This window comes from Microcoleus vaginatus HSN003 (genome assembly GCF_022701255.1).
GTDB classification, from domain to species: domain Bacteria; phylum Cyanobacteriota; class Cyanobacteriia; order Cyanobacteriales; family Microcoleaceae; genus Microcoleus; species Microcoleus vaginatus_B.
The window spans coordinates 6,583,234-6,601,057 of the sequence record NZ_CP031705.1; the positions used below are offsets into that span (position 1 = coordinate 6,583,234).

12 protein-coding genes are annotated in these 17,824 nt (G+C 46.8%); 8 read left to right on the forward strand and 4 right to left on the reverse strand.

The genetic code is table 11. The features are described from left to right. Positions 1–280: 280 nt before the first annotated feature. Positions 281–1,792 (reverse strand): NADH-quinone oxidoreductase subunit M, encoded by a 1,512-nt coding sequence (locus tag D0A37_RS28130; protein ID WP_242725802.1) that lies wholly within the window; start codon positions 1,790–1,792, stop codon positions 281–283. Between the two features lie 128 nt (positions 1,793–1,920). Here D0A37_RS28130 and D0A37_RS28135 point away from each other — a divergent pair, with 128 nt between their 5' ends. Beyond that, entirely contained in the window at positions 1,921–2,532 is a 612-nt protein-coding gene (locus tag D0A37_RS28135) for a Uma2 family endonuclease (protein ID WP_242719586.1), read from the forward strand. 143 nt (positions 2,533–2,675) lie between these two features. Here D0A37_RS28135 and D0A37_RS28140 read toward each other — a convergent pair whose 3' ends face one another. Next, positions 2,676–4,550 (reverse strand): NAD(P)H-quinone oxidoreductase subunit F, encoded by a 1,875-nt coding sequence (locus tag D0A37_RS28140; RefSeq protein ID WP_242719588.1) that lies wholly within the window; start codon positions 4,548–4,550, stop codon positions 2,676–2,678. A gap of 622 nt (positions 4,551–5,172) precedes the next feature. Here D0A37_RS28140 and D0A37_RS28145 point away from each other — a divergent pair. The 7 genes from D0A37_RS28145 (at position 5,173) to D0A37_RS28175 (ending at position 11,730) form a co-directional block, all read left to right on the forward strand. Then, positions 5,173–5,484 (forward strand): carbon dioxide-concentrating mechanism protein CcmK, encoded by a 312-nt coding sequence (locus D0A37_RS28145; protein ID WP_006635059.1) that lies wholly within the window; start codon positions 5,173–5,175, stop codon positions 5,482–5,484. Positions 5,485–5,579: 95 nt separating this feature from the next. After that, on the forward strand, positions 5,580–5,921 hold the full coding sequence (locus D0A37_RS28150; RefSeq protein ID WP_242719590.1) for a carbon dioxide-concentrating mechanism protein CcmK: 342 nt from the start codon (positions 5,580–5,582) through the stop codon (positions 5,919–5,921). 280 nt (positions 5,922–6,201) lie between these two features. Further along, positions 6,202–6,507, forward strand: coding sequence for a beta-carboxysome shell vertex protein CcmL (gene ccmL / locus D0A37_RS28155; protein WP_006635057.1), 306 nt, complete (start codon positions 6,202–6,204; stop codon positions 6,505–6,507). A gap of 118 nt (positions 6,508–6,625) precedes the next feature. Next, a complete protein-coding gene (gene ccmM, locus D0A37_RS28160) occupies positions 6,626–8,287 on the forward strand; it encodes a beta-carboxysome scaffolding protein CcmM (RefSeq protein ID WP_242719593.1) in 1,662 nt (553 codons plus the stop codon). 289 nt (positions 8,288–8,576) lie between these two features. Further along, the gene (gene ccmN, locus D0A37_RS28165; protein WP_242719594.1) at positions 8,577–9,257 is read left to right on the forward strand and encodes a beta-carboxysome scaffolding protein CcmN; all 681 of its coding nucleotides are present in this window, start codon (positions 8,577–8,579) and stop codon (positions 9,255–9,257) included. Between the two features lie 205 nt (positions 9,258–9,462). Beyond that, on the forward strand, positions 9,463–10,236 hold the full coding sequence (gene ccmO, locus D0A37_RS28170) for a beta-carboxysome assembly protein CcmO (protein WP_242719596.1): 774 nt from the start codon (positions 9,463–9,465) through the stop codon (positions 10,234–10,236). Positions 10,237–10,689: 453 nt separating this feature from the next. After that, complete coding sequence (locus D0A37_RS28175; RefSeq protein ID WP_242719598.1) at positions 10,690–11,730, forward strand: tetratricopeptide repeat protein; 1,041 nt, start codon at positions 10,690–10,692, stop codon at positions 11,728–11,730. Positions 11,731–12,020: 290 nt separating this feature from the next. On the opposite strand, the gene D0A37_RS28180 is transcribed toward D0A37_RS28175, so the two are convergent. Then, the gene (locus tag D0A37_RS28180) at positions 12,021–13,376 is read right to left on the reverse strand and encodes an aspartate aminotransferase family protein (protein ID WP_242719600.1); all 1,356 of its coding nucleotides are present in this window, start codon (positions 13,374–13,376) and stop codon (positions 12,021–12,023) included. Between the two features lie 59 nt (positions 13,377–13,435). After that, a complete protein-coding gene (locus D0A37_RS28185) occupies positions 13,436–17,776 on the reverse strand; it encodes a non-ribosomal peptide synthetase family protein (protein ID WP_242719602.1) in 4,341 nt (1,446 codons plus the stop codon). Between the last annotated feature and the right edge of the window lie 48 nt (positions 17,777–17,824).

A 17,824-nucleotide genomic window follows, 5' to 3' on the forward strand; every position in this document is an offset into this window, starting at 1 on the left:
GGATTTAGCCTGAATTTAAAACTATTTTTTTGCTCTTTATAACTCTGCTATTATATCATTTTTGGTAATGTTTGCTACATAAAAACACAAACATTTACTTTTTTTTGATATAAAAATATCTCCCCTCTAGGAAGCACTCTATCTCGACGAAACCGGAGTTTTTACGGTTTATGCAGGGTGCGTTTGTTTGTAGTGAGTAGGGCCGTCCTCACAATTGTAGGATCACTTGCATTCCTCACTACAAACGAATTAGATTGCGATCGCTCGACCGGACATCCTATCAGTCTAAGTTTTGAGAAACTTTAACTTGGGGTGGCACATTAGCTACCATTCCGATCGCAGTTTTTTCGCTCAAAGCAACTAACACTCCCGGCTGCACTCCCATGATTGCGATAATTATTGCTAAAACCAGCGAAGGAATGCGATCGCGCCAGCGGACTTGCGGCAAATTTACCACCACATCCGAAAGGCGGCCGAAAAAGGCGCGGTTGACCATAATTAAAAAGTAAACTGAAGTTAAACCAGTGCCGATCATGCAGAGGAAAGTTTGCACCGGAAACACTGGCAAACTGCCCCGAAATATCAAAAATTCAGCAATAAATCCCGCCAAACCCGGAATACCGGCACTTGCCATCACGCCGAGGATCATTAAACTGCCAATCATCGGCAAACCGCGATCGGGATTGAACAAACCTTTGAGCACATCGATGTTGCGAGTGCCGGATTTTTTGTAAACAATGCCGACGGTTAAGAATAGTAGCGCCGAAATTAAGCCGTGGCTAACCATTTGTAAAACAGTTCCCAGCAGACTAATCGGAGTAGCTGCGGCGCTAGCTAACAAAATGTAGCCCATGTGAGCGATCGAACTGTAAGCTACAATTTTTTTCATATCTTTTTGGGCGATCGCGCAACTAGCCCCGTAAAGCACGCTTACCACAGCCCAACTCGCCAGCCAAGGTGCCGCCACCGCCCACGCATCGGGAAACAAACCCAAACCAAAGCGCAGCATCCCATAAGTCCCCAGCTTCAAAAGCACCCCCGCCAGCAGCACCGAAACCGGCGTCGAAGCTTCTACGTGAGCATCCGGCAGCCAAGTATGAAAAGGCACCAAAGGCATCTTAATTCCAAAAGCCAGCAACACCCCTGCCAGCAAAACAATTTGCCTTACCAAAGGCAATGGCAATCCTCCTTGCAAATGCGATGCGCCCGCTGCACCAACCATATCGAAACTCGAAGCACCGCTAAGCCAAGCAGTCCCCAAGAAAGCAGCCAGCAGCACAATTCCCGAAAATGCAGTATAGATTAAAAACTTAGTAGCAGCATAACCCCGACGCTCGCCTCCCCAAATCGCAATTAACAGGTAAAGCGGAATCAATTCTACCTCAAAAAACAGGAAAAATAGCAGCAAATTTTGAGATAAAAAAGCCCCTGTTACGCCGCCAGTAATTAACAGAATCAAAGAATAATAAAGTCGAGGTCTGCGGATCGACTCATCCGTAGCGTAAATAGCTATTCCTGTCAGTAGAGTATTTAAAATTACCAAAGGCAGAGCCAAACCATCAACGCCGAGATTGTAATTCAATCCCAAAACATCTATCCAAGGAATAAATTCCGAAAACTGCAACTGACTGGTACTGGCATCAAACTGAATTGCCAAAATCACCGATAGAATAAAAGTTATACCCGCAATGGCGATCGCCACATTCCGAACTATTTTAGAACTCACTGAACCGGGCCAGAGCCCAATTAGGGCAGCAGCCAACATTGGTATCCAGATTAAAGCACTGAGCATCAATTAAAACTTTCCTTTGTTACACAGTATTTAGAGCTATATTTAACATTAACGCAAAGCAACTACATATAAAAGCGATCGGCTGATTTTCTTGTTAACATAGATTCCAATGTCTCTGGAATCCTCCTATGACCTCAAGTCTTACAGATCGAGAAGATTTGCAAATTAAATCCGGTTCTCCTTCCACCCGCCTCACCGTTGCCGACTTGGAAGAACTGCAAGCTATACTCTCGGAAGCAAATCTAGACTACCAACTCGAACTGGTAGACGGGAAGATTATCGTTATGGGCCCATCAGACATTGTATCGAGCGAAATTGGGGCAGAGTTAGTCAGACTTTTACTAAACTGGGTCAAACCGCGCAAACTCGGACGAGTGTTTGACTCCAGTGGCGGGTTTATCCTTCCCAATTCCGATCTCAGAGCACCGGATGTTTCGTTTGTGGTAGCCGATCGCCTCAAACAAAGTAAAAGGTATTTTGCCGAACTTGTTCCCGACTTAGTTGTAGAAATCAAATCTCAATCGGATCGCCTCAAACCCCTGCGAGAAAAAATTTTATCATTTATCGAACTCGGAGCAAAAGTAGGAATATTAATCGACCCGGACAAGCGCACAATAACAATTTACACTCCCCAAGCAGAGCCAGTTATATTGAGAGACGGCGACATGATTTCAATTCCCGAACTTTTGCCCGGTTGGGAAGTTGCGGTGACAGAATTGTGGCCGATCGATTTTGAATAAAACTCGATAAAAAAGCAGACAAACCCAGAATAAAATTATCTGCGTTCATCTGCCTTCATCTGCCTTCATCTGCGGTTAAAAATTAAATAACATCAGACAAAAAGCAGACAAACCCGAAAAATTTATCTGCCAACCTCTGCGGTTTAAAACTGCCAAATAACCAACGCCAGCAACACAGCAACCCCCCCCGCAATAGTCAACACATAAAACTGCGACTGGCCGGTGCCGGTGTATTTCAATCCTTCACCGCTGAAAATTGTGGCAAAACCGAACAAATTCACTGCCCCATCCACCACATACTTATCAGTCCAAGCGCTGATTTTAGAAATAAAAGCCACAGCCCAAACGACAGTCAAGCGGTAAACTCGATCGATATAAAAATCGTAAGCAAACAAATCCTGCACCGCCGGCATCGGCAGTCGTACCGGTCGAGGTAAAACCCCGTACCAATAAATCGCCACCCCAACCCCAACGCCAATCAACCCAGATAAGATTAACAGCGGAATATGCAGAGTCTTCAACAGCAAATTTAAAGTATCAAAATCCCCCGTTTCCGCCCAAGGCCCAGTCCAACTAATTAAAAGTTGCCACTCCTGCAACATCCAAGGCACCAACAGCCCCATTACGGTCAAAATTACCATCGGCAAAGCCATTGGCCAACCGACTTCTGGAGCTCTGCGAGTTTTCGGCTGCGCTTTTCCAGCAAACACTAAACCGAATATGCGAGTTAAATTTAGCGCCGTCAAACCATTAACCAAAAGCAACACAATTACCAGCCACAAAGGCAGAGTCCAAAAACCGTTGAGCCAGCGCCGCATCGCCCAAAAGTTGCCTAGAGGCAACAGCGCCACCATCCCCGCAGCGCCTACTAAATAAGCCGTAGTCGTGGCAGGCATCTTCGACCACAACCCACCCATTTCTGTTAAATCTTGAGTGTTAGTTGTGGTAATAACTGACCCTACGCTCATGAATAATAGGCCTTTGGCGATCGAGTGGGCGAACAACAACAGCAAAGCAATGTCAACTTGATTTAGCCCCACGGCGATAAACACCAAACCCAAAGAAGCGCTGGTAGAATGCGATAGTGCTCTTTTGATGTCGATTTGGGCGATCGCCACCAAGGAAGCGCCAACAGCAGTCACCGCACCCAACACCACCAGCACCGCATCAGTCACGGGCGACAGCGCCAAAACAGGCTGAAGTTTAATCAACACATAAGCCCCAGCGCCCACAACTACCGTATTCCGCATAATCGAAGCCGGGTTGGGCCCTTCCATCGCCTCGTCGAGCCACAAATGGAAGGGAAATTGAGCACACTTGGCCGTAGGTGCGGAGATTAAAGCCAAACCTAAAAGAGTCGCCACTACAGGAGACAAAGTTGCAGTTTCAGCCCATATTTCCAAATCGGAAAAATTCAAACTTCCCGCTAAAGTTGAAAGCGTCACTACTCCCATCAACAGTGGCACGTCTCCTACACGCTTTGTTAAAAACGCATCACGAGCTGCTGTTACTACCAGCGGTTGAGCGTACCAAAACCCGACTAGCAAGTAAGTTGAAAGCGTCAGCAGTTCCAACAAACCGTAAGTTAGAAGCAGCGAGTCGCTAATGGCAATGCCGCTAATTGCCCCTTCAAAAAAACCGAGCAGCCCAAAAAATCGAGCTAGCGCCCAGTCTTTTTCCATGTAGCCGAGAGCGTAAATTTGTGCTAGCAAACTCAGAACACTAACTAACTCCATTGCTCCGACGCTGACGGTGGAGATTTCTATTGCAAAAGACAAATCTAAATCTGCTGCTTGCACCCAGTGCACTAGCAATTGTTGGGGCGGTTGATCCCAAGTCGCTGTAAAAATAACTGACCCGTGTATGAAAGCCAACACAGTCATCAGCAAATTGAAGTAAGCTGCAGGTCTCGGGCCTGTTCTGCGAACGGTTCCCGTAGACCACGGCAAAGTTAAAATTGCGCCTATCAAGCCATATAAAGGTACCCACCAACAGGCTTGGAGGAGAAATTGAGTCATTTAATTTATCCCTGAAACTTGAAATTACTGGCTGCCTTTATACAAAAACAGTCGCGGGCGATCGCGCGACACCCTAAAACTTTGACTAAACCCGATCATATAGTTGTGGCAAAATAATTTGCACTCCTGATTAACTATACATTAAAGCATCAAAAATGATAATTATCTCACCACAAAATTACTGGCTGAGCACAAGAGGCACTCAAAGAAAAAATGCCTGCCGATGGGCCAAGACTGCCTTTTTTGCCGATTTCCCTGCGATCCCCCTTTTGAAATCCCCCATTTTCCAGGCACTGATCAGCTCCGGCTTCACATACCGAACTCTACTTTATGAGTATTCTTACTTACTTTAATCCCCCCTGGCTCTCTGTATCTACCCCTCTAAATATTAAGATTATTAAATAAATATTAAATTATTTTAAGTAACATAAAAAATTTTAATTTTTGTTATTAAACATTATGATGTTAGTTTATATTGTCAAGGTGGACAGATTCCCCTATTCTTATAGGATAGGAAGCTTTACACTGCATTACTAGAAAATGTGGGCCTCCCCGTCCAAATTTTTAGATTTCTCAAAGATTTGTAACGGTAATTTCGCTCATCCTCAAAGGAGATTCAAAAATGTCAATTGCCGTGGGAATGATTGAGACAAAAGGTTTTCCCGCTGTTGTGGAAGCTGCCGATGCTATGGTCAAAGCTGCCCGCGTTACCCTCGTGGGCTATGAAAAAATCGGCAGCGCCCGCGTCACCGTAATTGTGCGCGGCAACGTGTCGGAAGTCCAAGCCTCAGTCGCAGCAGGAGTGGAATCCGTTAAGCGGGTCAACGGCGGAGAAGTCGTCTCTACCCACATCATCGCTCGCCCCCACGAAAACCTAGAATACGTTCTGCCGATTCGATATACAGAAGCAGTAGAACAGTTCCGAGGCTACTAAGTTCTTAGCGCACAAAAATTTCGTTTAACGAAAATTTGTGCGATCGTCAAAAATTAACTGTTTAGTTCCCCAATATTCAATCAGGAGTAAAACCAATGGCAATTGCAGTTGGCATGATCGAAACCTTAGGCTTCCCCGCAGTTGTAGAAGCTGCTGACGCGATGGTCAAAGCAGCCCGCGTCACCTTGGTAGGCTACGAAAAAATCGGTAGCGCTCGCGTTACGGTTATTGTAAGAGGAGATGTCTCGGAAGTGCAAGCTTCCGTTTCCGCCGGAGTAGAGTCAGTGAAGCGCGTTAACGGCGGACAAGTGATGTCCACCCACATTATCGCCCGCCCTCACGAAAACTTAGAGTACGTGCTGCCGATTCGCTACACCGAAGCTGTAGAACAGTTCCGTGAAGGCGTCAGCGGCATTCGTCCCCTCAACAGATCATAAGATAGGCGATTCCCTACGGGATAGCTTCGCTTCACGGCGGTGAGGGGCGTTTGGTAATTAAAAATTAAAAATCGCGAGGTTTTTGATTTAGCATTTTTAATTTTTAATTGAGGTGGGTATGGGATATTGGTTATTAGTCATGAGTCATGAGTCATTAGTCATTAGTTACTAGACGAAGCTCTAAAAGGCGGACAGCGGACTGAGGACAGAGCTAATAAAAAAAAGACAAGTGACAGTGTAAAAATGACAATTACCAATTACCTATTACCTATTACCTAAAATGCAAATGGCCAAAGTTCTCGGCACAGTTGTCAGTACCCAAAAAGAGCCGACGCTGAGAGGATCGAAATTTCTACTGCTGCAATTCATCGATGAGGAAGGTTCGCCAGTTCCCGGCTATGAAGTAGCCGCTGACTGTGTGGGCGCTGGTATAGATGAATGGGTTTTAGTAACCCGAGGCAGCGCAGCCCGGATCGCGCCCGGCAGCGAAAACCGTCCGATCGATGCTCTGGTAGTAGGCATTATAGATACTGTCAATGTAGAAAACCGCCTCATTTACAGTAAAAAAGACGACCCATACGGCTAGTTGCAACCGTTAGCAGTTAGCAGTTAGTGGAAAAATAACTAACAACTAACAACTAACAACTAACAACTAACAACTAACAACTAACAAAAAGATTTTTCAGCTTAGGAGAACTTAATTTATGGCAGTCCGCAACGTTGCGGCTCCCCCGACGCCTTGGTCGAAAAACTTGGCTGAGCCCAAAATTCACGATACCGCCTTCGTACATTCCTTTTCTAACATTATTGGGGATGTGCATATCGGTTCTAATGTGATGATTGCCCCGGGGACATCTATCCGCGCCGATGAAGGCACTCCTTTTTATATCGGACAAGGAAGCAACATTCAAGACGGAGTAGTGATTCACGGCCTAGAACAAGGCCGAGTCACAGGAGACGACGGCAAGTCCTATTCTGTGTGGGTGGGGAAAAATACTTCCCTCACCCACATGAGTTTAATTCACGGCCCTGCCTACGTGGGCGAGGATAGCTTTATCGGCTTTCGCTCTACGGTGTTCAATGCCAGAGTGGGCAAAGGCTGCATTGTCATGATGCACGTACTAATTAAAGATGTGGAGATTCCCCCGGGTAAGTACGTGCCTTCGGGAGCCATCATCACTAATCAGAAGCAAGCCGATCGCTTGCCTGACGTTCAAGATTCTGACGTTCAATTTGCGACCCATGTCATCGGCATCAATGACGCTCTGAGAACGGGTTATCGCTGCGCTGAGAACATCGCCTGTCTAGCACCAATTCGCAACGAGAAAAGTACAAACCCAAATATGAATCAAACCAAATATTCTACCCAGGCCGGCACCCAATTGAGTTCAACTCTTGCCGATAGCATCCGCAATTTACTAGCTCAAGGATACAGCGTGGGAGCCGAACACGCCGACGCACGCCGCTTCCGTACCGGTTCTTGGCGTACTTGCGGCCCGATTTCCTCAACCCGTGACTCAGAAGTAATCGCGGCTTTGTCAGCTTGCATGGCTGAACACCAAGGAGAATACGTCCGCTTGATCGGGATTGACACCAAAGCCAAGCGCCGCGTACTAGAAGAAATCGTCCAAAGACCGGGAGAAAACGGCTCTAACGGTTCTAACGGTTCTAACGGTGCGAAAACTCACCAATCTAACGGTAAAGTTGCACAAGCTTCCAACCACAATAGCGGTTCCGTGTCAAGCGGAAAATTGAGTGCCGAAACAGTGGCTCAGGTTCGCGGCTTGCTAGCTCAAGGCTACAAGGTGGGGACGGAACACGCCGACGCGCGCCGCTTCCGCACCGGTTCTTGGCAAAGCGGGGCTTCGCTGCAAGTCAGAAACGAATCTGAGGCGATCGCCGCTTTGGAAGCTGTGATGAACGAGTACCCGGGCGAATACGTGCGCTTGATCGGGATTGACCCGAAAGCTAAGCGACGCATAGTTGAAGAAATTATTCAGCGTCCCGACGGCCCGGTTGGTCAATCGGCTCAGCCGGCCGCAACATCTAAGCCGGCAGCAACATCGGGATACAAAGCAGCTTCGACTGGTTCGGCGAGCAGCGGAAGTTTGACCGGCAAGACGATCGACCAAATCCGCAACCTGCTTTCCCAAGGCTACAAAATTGGCACGGAACACGCCGACGCGCGCCGTTTCCGCACCGGTTCTTGGAGCAGTTGCGCCCCGATCGCATCCAACCGCGAATCTGAAGTGATTTCTGCCCTCGAAAGCTGTCTCAAAGAACACAGTGGCGAGTACGTCCGTTTGCTGGGCATCGACTCCAAGGCGAAGCGCCGGGTCCTCGAAGAAATTATCCAACGACCGTAATTTGCCTAGTAATTAGCTTGTTTCTCCCGTTAAGCCCTCGCACAGGTGCCCACGGGAGAAATCCCAGCGGATTATAGTTGGATTTGAGATAGTTAAAAAGCTCGATTGAGAAGAGTGGGTCAAAATCTAGAATCTTCTGGAAGTTTCTAGAAAACGTTAAAGCATCAATCTTCTCAGTATTAGTAAATTATCGTTTCTTAGATTGACATGGTTAAATTTATTAGTCGAAAAAACCCATAATTTAAAGTTCTTTGATCTAAAAAAATAGCTCCTTTCATGGTGAAGTTGAATGTATTTATCGCCACTGCAATTAAGTAGCAACTCTCAGATTTTGATGAGTGGCGATGTAGTTGTGAATGAGGGTGCGGCGATCGCCCCTGGAGTAATCCTGCAAGCAGCTCCGGGCAGCCGGATCTTGATCGCCGCCGGTGCCTGTATCGGTATGGGAGTTATCCTTCACGCCCGTGAAGGTACTCTGGAAATCGCGGCCGGCGTTATTCTAGGTGCAGGGGTGCTGGTGGTAGGTGCGGGAACGATCGGGGAAAATGCCTGTATTGGCGCTGGAACGACCCTAATCAATCCTTGTATCGAAAAAATGCAAATTATGCCAGCAGGTTCTCTAATGGGAGATACCAGCCGCCAAGCCGCCGCAGAAGAAGCAACCGCAACAGCGCCAACAGCAGCGCCAACATCACCAGAAACCCCCGAAGCCACTACGCCACCAGCCGATCGACCGATCGAGCCGATCGAGCCGCCACAACCCGCCCAAACACCGCCTCCAACTGCGCCGGAGACTGCCCCAGACCCGCCGGAATCCACCGCCGCAGAGCCGCCCCAACCAGGGGAAACGCCGACTATTCTGTACGGCCAAGCTCACATCAATCGGCTGTTGGGGACGCTGTTTCCGCACCGGCAAGCTTTTAATCGCTCGGAGGAAAACGGCCAAACTCTATCGGGCGGTTCCGGGTAGCCGTCATTTCGGCAAAAGGCAGCTATGCTGAAGGCAGAAAGATCAAATATAAATAGGTAATCTCATATTATTGGTAGCTCAGCAATTGGTAAGGCTTGGCCGCAGCAATCTGTGTCTTGTAGCTCGTGCAGTCTGTCTTCTCATCTGAGAAACTATAAACTATCAACAAATTTTTATTTTGGGAAGTTTCTAAGGGTAATAGAAGATGGACGGACAAACGGATCGTAACAGTCACGAAGAACGATCGCAGCGCCAGGAATACTTCAAAGACACTGCTTTGGGTTTGGTATCCACCAAGAGTTTTCCGGCAATTGTGGGGACTGCTGACATGATGCTGAAGTCGGCAGGGGTGATTTTAGTAGGATACGAAAAAATTGGTTCCGGTCACTGTACCGCGATCGTCCGGGGCAGAATTTCGGATGTGCGTTTGGCTGTGGAAGCTGGAGCTCAAACTGCCGAACAGTTCGGGCAGTTTGTTTCTAAGTTGGTGATTGCTAGACCTTTGGCTAATTTGGAAGTGGTTTTGCCGATCGGCTTTCGCCTGACTCAACTTTCGGAAAGCGGCAGTTATTCTCGGCTTAGCCATCAGGCGATCGGTTTGCTCGAAACCCGGGGATTTCCGGCAATGGTCGGTGCTTGCGATGCTATGCTCAAATCCGCAGACGTACACTTGGCGGCTTACGAGAAAATTGGCGCCGGTTTGTGCACGGCAATTATTCGCGGTGCAGTTGCAGATGTAGCCGTAGCCGTAGAGGCCGGGATGTACGAAGCTGAGCGAATTGGCGAGTTGAACGCGGTGATGGTAATTCCGAGGCCTTTGGAAGATTTGGAACAAACTTTACCGCTGGCGAGTTGCTGGATCGAGCAGCGTCAACCTGTGATGATGCCCATGTCGGTTAAGGAAAAGGAACAAGAATTGATCGAACTTCCCGATTTGGAGAAATTGACTGTTTATGTGGAAGAGGAAATCAATCGGTAATTTGTAGTTAGGCAACAAAAGTTTGTAGAGACGTACTGCCGCAAATAATGAGACGAAGTTTGTCAAAAAAATATACAGTTTACTCGGTAGGACTGCTGGCAACAATTTATACTGAACAGCGGTATCACACTTAATTTGGCGATCGAGGCGATCGCCCCCGCATCAAGAGACACACAGCACCAACTAAAACTAGACTTTGGAGATCCAGTCGATCGTGGGGTAAACAATCGAACTGACGAATAAGTAAATCCAGCCGACGTGCAGAGCCTTTCAACAGGATTTAACTACTGTTAAAATAAACCAAAAATCCTGTTTAGGGTAGATTGCCGGGAATCATTTAAGAGTTAATCTGACCGCAGGTGGATGCTCTTTCAACAGATTAACGGCTGTCAAGCTCAAAACTGACTGCACAGGAATCAACCCCCAGCATCAAGCAATCCTGAAAGTTGACCTATGAACCTCAAACAATTTTACAAGCGCGGTTTGCACAGCGCCAAGAAAGGAAACTATGAAGCGGCACTTGAGGACTTCGATCAGATACTGCAAGTCAATCCCGCCGATGCCAAAGCCTATAACAATCGCGGCTTGGTTTACTATTACATGAAAGACTACCAAAAAGCGCTCGCAGACCTCAGCCAAGCCCTAGATCTCAATCCTAATTTCTTCGAGGCTTACTTGAATCGAGGCAATGCTTGGCGTCATCTCGGAGAATACGAAAAAGCCATTGAAGATCTCAACTGCGCTTTAGCAAATAAGCCTAACAGCCACGCTATCTACAACAACCGGGGGCTTGTACTTGCTAATTTAGGAAATTACGAACAAGCAATAGAAGACTACAATCGAGCTCTATCTCTCAATTCCCACAATTATAAAACTTATTACAACCGGGGGCGCGCTTACTACCTTTTGGGAGAAAAAGAGGCAGCAACAGAAAACTTTAACGAAACGCTGCGGTTGAATCCAAAATATATCAAAGCTTACATAAATCGAGGTCTTTGTTACCACCAATTAGGAGACAATACGCAGGCGCTGGCCGATTACAACACAGCACTCGCGATCGATCCACAAAACGTTTATGCCTATTATAACAGAGGTTGCGTTCGCTATAAATTAAAACAAATGCCGCTTGCAATTGAAGACTTTGACAAAGCAGTAAAACTAGACCCCAACTATGTTAAAGCTTATCTCAACCGGGGTTTAGCGCTGTATAAACTTGGAGATGTGACGGCAGCAAATAGAGATTTTTACCACGTCATGTGCATTAATGCTGAAGCTTATGTATACTACCAGGCCCAGCGGTGCACGCCTGATATTAATTCGTACTTTAAGGAAGCGCCGCAGGTAGAACTTAATAATGCTGTCGAATACTACAACACAACCTTAAATACGATGTCAACTTCCTTAAGTTCGGCAGCATTAAACGCGGTCTGGAATCAAGAAGATTTGGAGAAAAGAGACTCGATTATATGTGAAGGTGAATTTATTAATGAGTGATTTAGTCCGTAATCAGTTGCCCTTAGTCCTTAGACTTATGGCATAAATCTTTGAGCGACAGGGAAACTGCAGATGCAACGCACAGGCATTTAAACCCACCTTCCGCACCCCCCAAGGGGCAGGATACACCGATTGAGTAGATCAAAGTGAATCCTCCGACACAATGGTAAGTAGAAATATTCAATAATCTCCTTCCCTAAGCATCACCCAGTTGTCCCTTCCTAAAAATTGAGGTTCGGCGGTGAGTTAAATCTCATTCCGTTAAAAATGCGCGAGATCAAAAACCAAGTTTATTGCTGAACCGGGAAAAAGCCTCCTTCGCGCATTTCTTGAATAGTCTCTTTAACCGCCTGAATAATGCGATCGATGTCTTCATTAGTGTGAGCGGTGGAGAGAAAGCAGCTACGACCTTCGGATATGAAAATACGCTTTTCGAGTAAGTGAAAAAGTAGCGGATCTATAGGAACAGAGGCAACAGCGCGAAATTGCGATCCGAAATTTACAAGCCCGACAGAGACTTCATTTTCTTTGAAATAAGCATTCAGGGTTTCAACTACCTGCCAAGTTCGCTGATTCAACTGCTGCTGAAGGGCTGGGCCTTGACTTTTAAGATAGCGCAGCACGGAACGCGCAGCGGCCAGAGCAAGTGGGTGCTTGCAAAAAGTGCCGGCAAAAATTGTTGTTTTTACCTGGGGATAGGAATCATCGCCGTAGTTCCACAAACCGCCGTCTATTTTATCCATATAAGCAGCTTTTCCAGCGATAATTCCAATGGGCATACCGCCCCCGACAATTTTACCGTAAGTTGCAATATCTGCCTCAATGCCAAACCACGCCTGCGCCCCGCCTTGATGAATTCGGAAACCGGTGACCATTTCATCAAAAATCAGCGCAATTTCTGATTCTTTTGTTAATTGTCTCAGTTGCTGGAGAAATTCTTTAGGTTGCAAATCGAGACGGCGGCTTTGCACCGGCTCCACGAGAACCGCCGCTAATTCGTGCTGATGAGCTTTGATAATTTCCAGGGAATCAGGGCTTCCGTAATCCAAAACTAAAACATCTTCAATAAAATTAGCGGGAATTCCTGGCGCTTTTGGAATGGTGCGTAAATCGCCATTTATCTTTTTTACAACTGCGAGAGTTGGGTCAAAATGACCATGATAAGAACCCGAGAACAAAGCAATTTTATTGCGTTTAGTTGCCGCTCTAGCTAATCGTAGGGCTGCCATCACCGCTTCTGTGCCGGTATTAGAAAAAGCGACGCGCTCCATTCCCGTTAATTCGCAGATTAATTCCGCAACTTCTCCGGCAAGGTCTGCTTGAGGGCCAATTTGCACGCCGCGATCGAGTTGCTCTAATAGGGCTTCTTTAATAAAGGGCGGATTATGACCGAAAAGATTGATGCCAAATCCCATTGTGATATCGATGTATTCGTTGCCATCAACATCCCACATTTTAGAGCCAAGCGATCGCGAGGCGACAATGGGATAAAACATCTCCTTGACGGGAAAGCGAAACCCCTCAGAAGCCCGATTGTCAGCGAGAACCGGACGGTATTTTTGCGCGAAGTTTTTAGAGGTCTTGGTGCGATCGGTGTAGCGCTCTATCAGCGCTTTCATGTGTCTTTCCTGCAATTGTTCCTTCATTTTGAATTCTCCAGAGAGTGAGCTAGGTAAGGGCGCAAAGCATTGCGCCCTTACAGGTTTTAATTGCGACTACCTATCAAGCCACAATCGACGAGATAGGAAAAATAAGTCCGAAACAAACTCGCATCGGCTTGCGGGCAGATAATGTCCGTTCCAGAAAGTCCCTTCAACGCATTCTGGCAATCGAATTGCAGTGTGGCAGATTTAGGCATTTCTGCTTCCGAGACTTTTTCAGAGAAAAGACCGACAAGCGGATACAACGCATTTTCTGGAGAAGATCCAGCGCGATTGATTATTTCTGCTTGCCAAGTCTCAGAAGAAACTCGTTTGATTGGATAACCCATTGAGCCAATCCAGCCAAGCAATTCACTCATTTGAAAGGACTGAGTGTTGACTAAATGAAAAGTCTTTCCGAGCAATTCTTTTTGGCTCGAAAGATGGACGATCGCTCGGCTCACATAGTCAACAGGCGCTACGTTCATCAGCTTATCGGCATCGGGCGCACATCCAAGCTGCACGCAACCAGCGATTAACCTGTACAGTAAGTCACTGGGATTGCAAGCCCCTGTTTGGCTGTCCCCAGAAATGCGACCTGGCCTGTAAATGCTAACAGGAATGCCGCGATCGCGCGCGACCTCTACTAACTTTTCTGCCACCCATTTAGTCTGAGTGTAAGCGCCTTTTAGATTCTCTCCCGGAGTGAGTTTATCATCCTCTCGCACGACTTTAATCCCAGATTCTCCCCTTGCCGAGAAAACGGAAATCGTAGAAATTAAATGGACGGGTTTTAGCTTACTTTGACTCGCCAATCTCAGAACTTCCTGCGTCCCCAAAACGTTAGCGGGTTTGAGAACCGAGTAGGGATAAGTAAACTTGACAAACGCGCCATTGTGGTAAATGACATCAATTTTACTGGCTAAAACTCGGAACTGCTCCTCGGAAAGTCCCAAAAGTGGTTGAGACAAATCTCCAGCAATTGGGATAATGCGATCGCTGCTGCTTTCATCCCAAATTAAATAGGATTCGAGGCTGCTTTGAATCCGTTTTTTGGCTGATTCTGCATCGGCAGAACGGACTAGGCAATAAATTTCTGCTTGAGTTTGTTGCAAAAGGTCGCGGAGTAAAAAGGCTCCCAAAAAGCCCGTCGCCCCTGTTAATAGAATGCAAGCGGGCTCAGTTTTTGGCTCGCTCAATGGAGTTGGAGGGCGAATTGCCGGGTCTAAAACAACTTCAGCGTTAATATCGAAACTAGCAGTGCGATCGCCCGCTGTGTTGCCCCCTTGTTGCATTTCGATTTTTTCAGCTAAACCAGCTACAGTAGGAGCTTCAAACAAAACGCGCAAAGGCAATTCCACCTGAAAAGATTCTCGCACTTTGGCTAACAACTGAGTAATCAGTAATGAGTGTCCCCCCAAATCAAAGAAATTGTCGTGAATTCCTACCTTTTTAAGGTTGAGAAGCTGGCTCCAAATTCCGGCAAGAATCTCCTCACGCGGAGTGCGAGGGCCTACAAACGTATCTGTAAAATTGGCTGCTATGGACGGTGCCGGAAGCGCTTGACGGTCTATTTTGCCATTGGGAGTCAGTGGCAGCGCTTTCAGAACCACAAAAGCAGAAGGTATCATGTATTCGGGCAGCTTTTCTTTGAGGAATGAACGCAGGTTTTCAATTAGTTGTGAGTCCTGAACGCTGAGTTTTGAGTGAGAAACAATATAGGCGACTAAACGCTGATTTCCCGGTTCATTTTCCTGAAGTAAAACGGCTGCCTCGCGTACAGAGGGATGATGAGACAGCCCCGCCTCAATTTCCCCTAATTCAATGCGGAAACCTCGCAGCTTTACTTGGCGATCGACGCGACCGATAAATTCTATATTTCCGTCTGGCAAATAGCGAGCTAAGTCGCCAGTTTTGTAAAGTCGAGTTTCCGGTTCCTGAGTCAATGAATTGCAAATGAATTTTTCGGCCGTGAGTTCTGGTTGGTTTAGATAGCCGCGAGCCAATCCCGCACCAGCAATATATAATTCACCCGCTACCCCTACAGGAACTGGCTGCAAGTGCGAATCGAGCAAATAAATCTGCGTGTTGGGTAGCGGGCGACCTAAAGGAACTGTCTGGGAAATGCGATCGCCCTGCATTTTTACCTGATAAGTCAGCACGCCTACAGTTGTTTCTGTCGGCCCGTAATGGTTGAAGATCGAGCAGTCTGGATTGTATTTCTGAATTGTTTCAATTAAATTCCACATCAAAGGCTCACCGCCGAGAATTAATCGCTTTTTCGGTAAGATTTGCGAGGCGTTAGAAGCGCTCAACAAAGCTTTTAAGTGAGAGGGAACAATTTTCAGACAATCGATAGAATTTTGCTGAAAATAAGCGCCCATTGCTTCTGAATCGGTTGCGCGTTCTTGAGAGATGATGTGCAGGCATCCACCCGAACACAAAGCCGGAAAAATAACGGTGTTTCCCAAGTCGGCGGCGAAGGTAGAAACGGTGGCATAATTTGCACCTGATGGCAGGTTTAATTTTTCCTGAATTCCGTGCAGGTAATTGAGCAGTTGTCGGTGTTCAATGGCGACTCCTTTGGGGGTGCCGGTGGAACCGGAGGTATAGATAATGTAAGCTAAATTTTCAGGAGAAGCAGAGACGAAAGTAGTAGGAGAAAAAGAGGGAATGTCTGTATCTAAGCAGACGATATGTGCCTGAGTTTCCGGCAATTTTTTGATGAGATGCTGTTGCGTTAACAGCACTGGAGTCTGAGCATTTTGCAGCATCAATCCTAGGCGCTCTTTGGGCATGGCTGGGTCGAGCGGTAGGTACGCGCCACCTGCTTTGAGGATGCCTAGAATTCCAGCGATCGCCTCTAAAGAGCGATCGACGCAAAGGCCGACAATCACCTCTGGCTTGACACCTAATTGCTGCAAGTAATGGGCGATTTGGTTAGCGCGGGCGTTGAGTTCGCTGTAGGTAATTTGGTGATTTTCACAAACAGCAGCTATACTGTTGGGCGATCGCTCTGCTTGTTCTTCAAAGAGCTGGTGAACGCACTTATCGAGCGGGTAATCTGCTTTGGTGCTGTTGAATTCTAGTAATAATTGATCTCGGGCGCGATCGCTCAGTATTTCGAGCTTGCCGATTGCGGTTTGTGGGTTGCTGGCTACACTTTGCACCAAGGCGTAAAATTGCTCTGCCAAGCACCGGATACTGTTGTCTGCAAGGAAGATAGGATCGTAGTGAAACTCAGCGGCGAGCGAGTCATTTTGGCGGTGGCAAGAGAGTTTAACTTTGAAGCGATCGCAGCACGCATACTGCTTGTAAATAGAAAAAAATACGCCACTAGCCGAATGCTTTTCGAGCTGTTCCTCAAACTCGAAACCAAATGGAAAGCCGGAAGAGTTGCCTAGATATTCGTGGGAGAAATATTCTTGATACTTGTATGCTTCGCGTTCTTCCTGCTGAATTTGCTGCAAGGTTTCCGCGAAGGAAAAGTTTTCTGTTAGTTGGCCCCGCAGCGGTAAAAATTTGGCAAACAGCCCAAGCGCTGGCTCTAGTTCTTCGTATTTTCGACCGTCGAATGCCACGCCAACAGTGATCTCTGATTGGCCAATCAGTCGCCAGAGCAAAATTTTCCAGCAAGCGAGCAAGAATGTAGAAAGTGAGGTGTTGTACTGGCGGGCGATCGCTTCCACTTGAACCAGCAAAGCTAACTCTAATTTGACCTCAAAAGATTGGGGAGTAAATTGAGCTGGCGCGTTAATTAATCTATTTTCAAACGGCAACCTTAAACTCGCTAGCGCTGAATAATTATGCCCAGTCCAGTATTCTTTGCCCTCCGCCGCTTCTTCATCTTCGAGCAATTCATTTTGCCATTCGGAAAATTGAATGTATTGCACAACTTCATCGGTAATTTCTTGGCCGTGAAGGCAGGCGGCATAGCACTGGCTGATTTCTTGAACCAGATTTTTTAGTGTGCGACTATCGGCGCACAGTGCGGGCAAACTAACCAGTAAAATATGCCTCTCAGATGAAAGTGTAATTAAAGATAAGTGCCAAACAGGGTTGCGATCGAAGTTGAATAAAGCGCTCTTTCCTTGCTGAAAAATATCTTCAAGTTTGGCTTCTTGCTCCGGGGGAGTCGCTTCACTTAAGTTAACCCAGTTCCACGAAACAGAGCTAGGTTCGGAGATAACTTGTATAGGAATTTTTATCCCGGCCTTTCCCTGAAAGCTTGTGCGGATAATTTCGTGACGATCGCTAACTTTTTCTAAAGCTTTCTTTAGGTTATCAGTTTGAAGACTTCCCTCGATCAAAATAGCGGATTGAATGCGATAAGCAGGGCTGTCTTGCTGCAACATCCACAGATATTTTTGCTGGGGTGAAAGCCGAAATCCATTAATTGTTTGCATTGTTCCTATTTATCAAAGCACTACTTTATTCTCGTTACCTTTGCCTGG

What these genes read in the sequence shown, in the direction of transcription:
- D0A37_RS28130 (WP_242725802.1), bottom strand. Translation starts at nt 1,792, where the DNA reads ATGCTCAGTGCTTTAATCTGGATACCAATGTTGGCTGCTGCCCTAATT.
- D0A37_RS28135 (WP_242719586.1), top strand. Translation starts at nt 1,921, where the DNA reads ATGACCTCAAGTCTTACAGATCGAGAAGATTTGCAAATTAAATCCGGT.
- D0A37_RS28140 (WP_242719588.1), bottom strand. Translation starts at nt 4,550, where the DNA reads ATGACTCAATTTCTCCTCCAAGCCTGTTGGTGGGTACCTTTATATGGC.
- D0A37_RS28145 (WP_006635059.1), top strand. Translation starts at nt 5,173, where the DNA reads ATGTCAATTGCCGTGGGAATGATTGAGACAAAAGGTTTTCCCGCTGTT.
- D0A37_RS28150 (WP_242719590.1), top strand. Translation starts at nt 5,580, where the DNA reads ATGGCAATTGCAGTTGGCATGATCGAAACCTTAGGCTTCCCCGCAGTT.
- ccmL (WP_006635057.1), top strand. Translation starts at nt 6,202, where the DNA reads ATGCAAATGGCCAAAGTTCTCGGCACAGTTGTCAGTACCCAAAAAGAG.
- ccmM (WP_242719593.1), top strand. Translation starts at nt 6,626, where the DNA reads ATGGCAGTCCGCAACGTTGCGGCTCCCCCGACGCCTTGGTCGAAAAAC.
- ccmN (WP_242719594.1), top strand. Translation starts at nt 8,577, where the DNA reads ATGTATTTATCGCCACTGCAATTAAGTAGCAACTCTCAGATTTTGATG.
- ccmO (WP_242719596.1), top strand. Translation starts at nt 9,463, where the DNA reads ATGGACGGACAAACGGATCGTAACAGTCACGAAGAACGATCGCAGCGC.
- D0A37_RS28175 (WP_242719598.1), top strand. Translation starts at nt 10,690, where the DNA reads ATGAACCTCAAACAATTTTACAAGCGCGGTTTGCACAGCGCCAAGAAA.
- D0A37_RS28180 (WP_242719600.1), bottom strand. Translation starts at nt 13,376, where the DNA reads ATGAAGGAACAATTGCAGGAAAGACACATGAAAGCGCTGATAGAGCGC.
- D0A37_RS28185 (WP_242719602.1), bottom strand. Translation starts at nt 17,776, where the DNA reads ATGCAAACAATTAATGGATTTCGGCTTTCACCCCAGCAAAAATATCTG.